General features: G+C 72.5%; 6 protein-coding genes. All 6 read right to left on the reverse strand.

All coding sequences use genetic code 11. The features are described from left to right. Positions 1-6: 6 nt before the first annotated feature. A complete protein-coding gene (gene nuoK / locus IR158_RS01585) occupies positions 7-306 on the reverse strand; it encodes an NADH-quinone oxidoreductase subunit NuoK (RefSeq protein WP_046529033.1) in 300 nt (99 codons plus the stop codon). Continuing rightward, positions 303-1,262, reverse strand: a complete 960-nt coding sequence (locus IR158_RS01590; RefSeq protein ID WP_291808593.1) for an NADH-quinone oxidoreductase subunit J — start codon at positions 1,260-1,262, stop codon at positions 303-305. The genes nuoK and IR158_RS01590 overlap by 4 nt, the downstream gene beginning before the upstream one ends. Beyond that, positions 1,259-1,942, reverse strand: a complete 684-nt coding sequence (gene nuoI, locus IR158_RS01595) for an NADH-quinone oxidoreductase subunit NuoI (RefSeq protein WP_291808606.1) — start codon at positions 1,940-1,942, stop codon at positions 1,259-1,261. The genes IR158_RS01590 and nuoI overlap by 4 nt, the downstream gene beginning before the upstream one ends. Positions 1,943-2,060: 118 nt before the next feature. Further along, positions 2,061-3,437: an NADH-quinone oxidoreductase subunit NuoH gene (nuoH, locus tag IR158_RS01600; protein WP_291808596.1), complete on the reverse strand. Its 1,377-nt coding sequence runs from the start codon at positions 3,435-3,437 to the stop codon at positions 2,061-2,063. Beyond that, positions 3,434-6,088, reverse strand: a complete 2,655-nt coding sequence (locus IR158_RS01605) for an NADH-quinone oxidoreductase subunit G (protein WP_291808598.1) — start codon at positions 6,086-6,088, stop codon at positions 3,434-3,436. The genes nuoH and IR158_RS01605 overlap by 4 nt, the downstream gene beginning before the upstream one ends. Next, on the reverse strand, positions 6,085-7,059 hold a 975-nt coding region (locus IR158_RS01610), incomplete at its 5' end, for an NADH-ubiquinone oxidoreductase-F iron-sulfur binding region domain-containing protein (protein ID WP_291808600.1). The genes IR158_RS01605 and IR158_RS01610, both read right to left, overlap by 4 nt.

Raw genomic sequence — 7,059 nt, forward strand, 5'->3', positions numbered from 1 at the left:
TGCCCCTCAGCTCTTCAGCAGGTTGACGTCGTCGACCGACGCCGAGCGCCTGGTCCGGAAGATGGTCACGATGATCGCCAGGCCGACGACCACCTCGGCGGCCGCGACCACCATGACGAAGAACGCGAGGACCTGGCCCGAGAGGTTGCCGTGCATCCGCGAGAACGTCACGAGCAGCAGGTTCGTGGAGTTGAGCATGAGCTCGACGCCCATGAACACGATGATCGCGTTGCGGCGCAGCAGCACCGTGGTCGCGCCGATCGCGAACAGGATCGCGGCCAGCACCAGGTAGTGGGTGAGGCTCACCGGCCGTCCTCCTCGTCGTGCGTCGGGGCGTCGGTCGCAGGGTCCTGCGGCGCGGCGTCAGGACGAGGCACGACCACCCCGCCGGTGACGGCTCCGTCCGGTCCGCCCAGGTACTCGTCGTCGGACGTGAACGTGCCCGCCCCGACGGCCCAGCCGCCGGCCAGCACCCGGTCGATGCGTGCGGCGTACTCGCGCGCGTCGGCCTCCTGCCCCCGGACGCGCAGCACGCGGGGCACCGAGCTCTCGAGCGGTGTGCCGTCCGGCAGGAGCGCGGGGACGTCCATGGCGTTGTGCCGGGCGTACACGCCGGGGGCCGGCAGCGACACCGGGTGCCCGCCGTCCCGCAGCCGGCGCTCGGCACGCTCCCGCTGGCCGACCTTGGGCGCGAGGCGGCCCCGGTGCGTCATCACGAGCGCACCGAGCGCGGCGACCACGAGCAGCGCACCGACGACCTCCACGGCCAGCACGTGCTGCCCGAAGATCACGCGCGCGACGGCCTCGGGGTTGGACGGCGCGTTCGCCGTGCCCAGCCCGGTGGGCGGTCCGTAGGTCGCGCGCCCGACGACGCCGGCGAGGACGACACCCAGTCCCAGCCCGGCCATGACGCCGATCCAGCGCTGCCCGCGGATGGTCTCGACGAGCGAGTCCGACCGGTCGACGCCGACGAGCATGAGGACGAACAGGAAGAGCATCATCACGGCACCCGTGTACACGACCACCTGCACGACACCGAGGAACTCGGCGCCCTGGGCGACGTACATGAACGCCAGCGAGATCATGATGAAGATGACGGCCAGCGCCGCGTGGACCGCCTTGCGGGCCAGGAGCAGCCCCAGCGCGGCGAGCACCATGAGCGGGCCGAGGGTCCAGAACAGCACGGCCTCGGCCGTGCTCGTCTGGCCGCTCTCGGTCAGCGCGCCGGCAGCCGCCGGCAGCGCGGTGGACAGCAGGTTCACCTGGCACCCCCCTGGCGGTGCGCGCCCGCCGTGATCGCGCGCTGCGCGAGGCGCGTCTCGCCGAGGTCGGGGACCTTCGCGCCCTTCGCGGCGTTCTCCGGCAGCGTCGGGTCGTCCGGACGGTGCTCGGCGACCCAGGCGACCTGGTCGTCGGTGACGCCCGTGACCTGACCCCGGTAGTAGTCCGTGTCGGACGTGCCCTCGACCATCGGGTGCGGCGCGGCGAGCTGACCCGAGCGCAGCGGCGCGAGCAGGTCCTGCTTCTCCCAGATCATCCCCGGACGCGTCGGGCCCGCGAGCTCGTACTCGTTGGTCATCGTCAGCGCGCGCGTGGGGCACGCCTCGATGCACAGGCCGCAGAAGATGCAGCGCAGGTAGTTGATCTGGTAGACGCGGCCGTACCGCTCCCCCGGCGAGAACTGCGCGTCGGGGGTGTTGTCGCCGCCCTCCACGTAGATCGCGTCGGCGGGGCACGCCCAGGCGCACAGCTCGCAGCCGATGCACTTCTCGAGCCCGTCGGCGTAGCGGTTGAGCTGGTGGCGGCCGTGGTACCGCGGCTTGGTCGGCACCTGCTCGCGCGGGTACTGCTCGGTCACCGTCGGCTTGAACATGTTCGCGAACGTCACGCCGAAGCCGGCGACGGGCGCGAGCAGCTCGCTCAGGCCCGAGCGCTTCTCGATGAGCGACTCGTAGGCGGCGGGACGGTCGACCTCGCCCCGGTTCGGTGCCGCGCGCCGCACCTCACGACCGGGTGCGCCGGGCGCGGGCGCGCCCGACGCGGGCTTCTTCTTGCGCTGCTCAGCCACCGCGCACCTCCAACGGGGTCTCGGGTCCGGACGGGTCGGTCGGCTGCGTCGCTGCGAGGCGGCGCTGCGCGCGCGGGGACGGCGGCAGGACCTGCCCCGGCAGGGGTGGCACCGGGTAGCCGTTCTCGAACGGGTCGAACTCCTGCGGGCCGGGCGGCTCGGGCGTCGGCTCCGGCTTCTTCTCCGGCACGAGGAACGAGGCCACCAGCCCGACCACGACGAGACCGGCGAGGAAGAAGAGCAGCGTGCGCAGGTCCACGTCCCACAGCTGACGCGCGGCCTGGACGAAGGTCACGCACACGACCCACCCGAGCGCGGCCGGGATGAGGACCTTCCAGCCGATCTTCATGAACTGGTCGTAGCGGAACCGCAGCACCGAGCCCCGGATCCACACGAACATGAACATGAACAGCCAGACCTTGGCGACGAACCACAGCACCGGCCACCAGCCGGTGTTGAACATGCCGTCGTTGATGGCCGAGATCGGCCACGGGGCGCGCCAGCCGCCGAAGAACAGCGTGGTCGCGACCGCCGAGACGTTGAGCATGTTGATGTACTCGGCGAGGAAGAACCAGGCGAACTTCATCGACGAGTACTCGGTGGTGTAGCCACCGACGAGCTCACCCTCCGCCTCCGGCAGGTCGAACGGCAGCCGGTTCGTCTCACCGACCATCGAGATGAGGTAGATGACGAACGCGGGCAGCAGCGGCAGGAACCACCAGACCTGCGTCTGGGAGTCGACGATCTGGGACGTCGACATCGACCCGGCCATGATGAACACGCTCACCAGGGACAGGCCCATCGCGAGCTCGTACGAGATGACCTGGGCGGTGGAACGCACGCCGCCGAGCAGCGGGTAGGTCGAGTTGGACGACCAGCCGCCGAGCACGATGCCGTACACCCCGACCGCGGCGCACGCCAGGATGTACAGCACCGCGACGGAGAAGTCGGTGAGCTGCAGCGGCGTGACGACCCCGAAGATGCTGACCTCGGGCCCGAACGGGATCACGGCGAAGACCAGCAGCGAGCACAGCACCGCGATCATCGGGGCCAGGATGTAGACGAGCTTGTCCGCCGCCTTGACGGTGACGTCCTCCTTGACGAGGAGCTTCATCGCGTCGGCGAGCGACTGCAGCAGGCCGAGGGGTCCGTGCACGTTGGGTCCGGGCCGCAGCTGCATGCGACCCACGACGCGGCGCTCGAACCAGATCGCGATGAGGACGCTGGTCAGCAGGAAGACGATGATCGCGACGGCCTTGAGCAGCCAGACCCAGAAGACGTCCTGGCTGAAGTCCGCGACGACCGGGGCGACCGCCCCGTCGCCGACCGCGGTCGGCAGCGCGCCCAGCGCCGTGCCCAGCACGCTCATGCCCGCTCCTCCTCGTCCACGCGGACGCCGGCGACGGCCTCCGCAGCGTCCCCGGTGAGCCCGGAGTCCGCATGTGCCGTGATGCCGGGAGCGTCGCTGCGACCCGCCGGAGCGAGCGCGACGACCGTGCCGCCGACCGCTCCGAGCACGTCGCGCACCGCGGCGCCACGCGGGTTCGTCGCGAGCCACACGACGTGGTCCGCCATCTCCATGACCTGCACGGGGGCCGTGATCGTGCCGCGGTCCGTGCTGACCGCGACCTCGTCGCCGTCGGCGACACCCGCGGCCTGCGCCGTCACCGGCGAGACGCGGGCGACCGGCTGCTTCGCGGTGCCGGCCAGGTACGGCTCGCCGTCCTGCAGGCGTCCGGCGTCCAGGAGCTGGTGCCACGTCGCGAGCACCGCGTGGCCCGGAGGCACGGCGGGCGGCTCGTCCGAGACCGTCGCGGGCCGCTCGACCCGGGCACCGTCCCAGCCACCGAGCTGGTCGAGCTCGGCGTGCACGTCCGCCAGCGTCAGCAGGCCCAGGTCGGCCCCGAGCGCGTCGGCGAGCCGGTCGAGCACGCGGAAGTCCGACAGCTGCGTGGTCGTCAGCACCTGCGCGAACGGGCGCGGACGCCCCTCCCACGTCACGAACGTCCCGGCCTTCTCGACCGGAGGCGCCACGGGAAGCACGACGTCCGCGAGGTCGGTGACCTCGCTGCGCCGCACCTCCAGCGAGACCAGGAACGGCACCGCGGCCAGCGCGGCACGTGCCAGCACCGGGTCGCTGTGGTCGGCAGGGTCCACGCCACCGACGAGGAGCGCACCGAGCTGCCCGGCGGCCGCAGCCGCGAGGATCTCGTCCGCGCTGCGCCCCGGTGCGGCCGGCAGGTCGTCGACGCCCCACACGGCGGCGACGTCCACGCGCGCCGACGCGTCGCTCACCGGGCGACCGCCCGGCAGCAGCGTCGGCAGCGTGCCCGCCTCGACCGCGCCGCGCTCACCGGCGCGCCGTGGGATCCACGCGACGCGGGCGCCCGTGCGCTCCGCGAGCCGCAGCACGGCGGTCAGGGCGCCGGGCACCGTCGCGGCACGCTCGCCCACGAGGATGACCGCGCCGTCGGCGGCCAACGCCTCGGCGGTGGTGCCGAGCACGTCGGCCGCGCCCGTCGTGATCGCGTCGAGCACCTCGGGCTCCGTGCCCGGGGCGGCCGGCAGCAGCGTGCCGTCGAGCCGCTCGAGGCCGCGGCTCGCGAGAGCGGCGAGCGAGAACACCCGCGTGCGACCGGCGACGACGGAGGCGCGCAGGCGCAGGAAGAGGATGCCGCCCTCCTCCTCGGGCTCGTACCCGACGCACAGCACGGCCGGTGCGGCGACCAGGTCGCCGAACGTCACCTGCAGCGTGCGACCGGCGACGTGGTGCCCGAGGAACGTCTCCTCCTCCGCGGAGTGGGGACGCGCCCGGTGGTCGATGTCGTTGGTGCCCAGGACGGTGCGCGCGAGCTTGGAGTACGCGTACGCGTCCTCGAGCGTGACGCGGCCGCCGGGGAGCACGCCGACGGTGGCACCCCGCAGCCCGGCCGCGGCGGTGTCGAGCGCCTCGGTCCACGAGCACGGCTCGAGCTCGCTGCGCGTGCCGTCCGCCAGCCGCCGACGCACCATCGGCGTCGTGACGCGGTCCGGTGCGGACTGCCAGTGGAACGCGAACCGGTCCTTGTCGCTGATCCACTCCTGGTTGACCGCCGGGTCGTCGCCCGCGAGACGCCGCAGGACGACGCCGCGCCGGTGGTCGACGCGGATCGCGGACCCGTTGGCGTCGTGCTCCGCGATCGAGGCTGCCGACACGAGGTCGAACGGGCGGGCACGGAACCGGTAGGCGGCGGACGTGAGCGCACCGACCGGGCAGATCTGCACGGTGTTGCCGGAGAAGTACGACGCGAACGGCCGGCCGCTGGTGTCGAGCGTCGACGCCCCGACCGGGGTGTCGCCCGTGAAGCCGAGCACCTCGGTGTCGAACGTGCCGATCTGCTGCGCGGCGCCACGCTTCTGCAGGTCGATCCACACGTCGCCCGCGATCTCCTCGGAGAACCGCGTGCACCGCTGGCACAGGACGCACCGCTCGCGGTCGAGCAGGACCTGCGTCGAGACCGCGATCGGCTTGGGGAACGTGCGCTTGACGTCGACGAACCGGGTCGCGGCGCGTCCGTTGCTCATCGCCTGGTTCTGCAGGGGGCACTCGCCACCCTTGTCGCAGACCGGGCAGTCGAGCGGGTGGTTGATGAGCAGCAGCTCCATGACGCCGTGCTGGGCCTTGTCCGCCTCGGGCGACGTGTGCTGCGTCTTGACCTGCATGCCCGGCGTGGCCTGCAGCGTGCAGGAGGCCTGGGGCTTCGGCATCTTCGCCAGGTTGCCGTCGCGGCCGGGAGCCCACACCTCGACGAGGCACTGGCGGCACGCGCCGGCGGGTGCCAGCAGCGGGTGGTCGCAGAAGCGCGGGATCTGGATGCCCAGCTGCTCGGCGGCGCGGATGACGAGCGTGCCCTTCGGCACGGTCGTCTCGATCCCGTCGACGCTGAACGTGACGGTGTCCGACGGCTCCGCGGGCGTGGCCGGCGGTGCGGCCGGCACCAGCGGCGTGGTGGGCGTTCCCCTCGGGGTCGTGATGGTCATGCGTGCACCCCCGCCAGCTGCGTGCTGCGACGCGGCGTGTAGTCGAAGAGCGAGCTGCGCTCCGGCGGGAAGAGGACGTCGGCGGGCGTGTGCGTGCCCGCCTCGAACTCCTCCCGGAAGTACTGGATGGCGCTGGTCACCGGGCTGGTGGCGCCGTCCCCGAGCGCGCAGAACGCGCGGCCCAGGATGTTGTCGCACAGGTCCAGCAGCAGGTCGATGTCCGCCGTGGTGCCCTGACCCGCCTCGAGCCGGCCCATGATCTGCGCCAGCCAGAACGTGCCCTCGCGGCAGGGCGTGCACTTGCCGCACGACTCGTGCTTGTAGAACTGGATCCACCGCGACACGGCCTTCACGACCGACGTCGTCTCGTCGAAGATCTGCAGCGCGCGCGTGCCCAGCATGGACCCGGCCTTGCCGACCGACTCGTAGTCGAGCGGCACGTCGAGGTGCTCCGCGGTGAAGATCGGCGTCGACGAGCCTCCGGGCGTCCAGAACTTCAGCTCGTGGCCCTCGCGTACGCCACCGGCCATGTCGAGCAGCTCGCGCAGCGTGATGCCCAGCGGCGCCTCGTACTGCCCGGGGCGCGTGACGTGACCCGACAGGGAGAACAGGCCGTGACCGGCCGAGCGCTCGGTGCCCATCGACGTGAACCAGTCGGCCCCGCCGACGAGGATGCCCGGCACGGACGCGACCGACTCGACGTTGTTGACGACCGTCGGGCGCGCGTAGAGGCCCGCGACCGCGGGGAACGGCGGCTTGAGGCGCGGCTGACCGCGCAGGCCCTCGAGCGAGTCGAGCAGCGCCGTCTCCTCGCCGCAGATGTACGCGCCGGCGCCGGCGTGCACGGTGATCTCGAGGTCGAAGCCCGACCCCAGGATGTCGGTCCCCAGGTACCCGGCCTCGCGCGCCTCCCGCACGGCCTCGAGCAGCCGGCGGTAGACGTGCACGACCTCGCCGCGCACGTAGATGAA

The sequence above is a fragment of the Cellulomonas sp. genome (assembly GCF_015234515.1).
GTDB lineage: Bacteria > Actinomycetota > Actinomycetes > Actinomycetales > Cellulomonadaceae > Cellulomonas.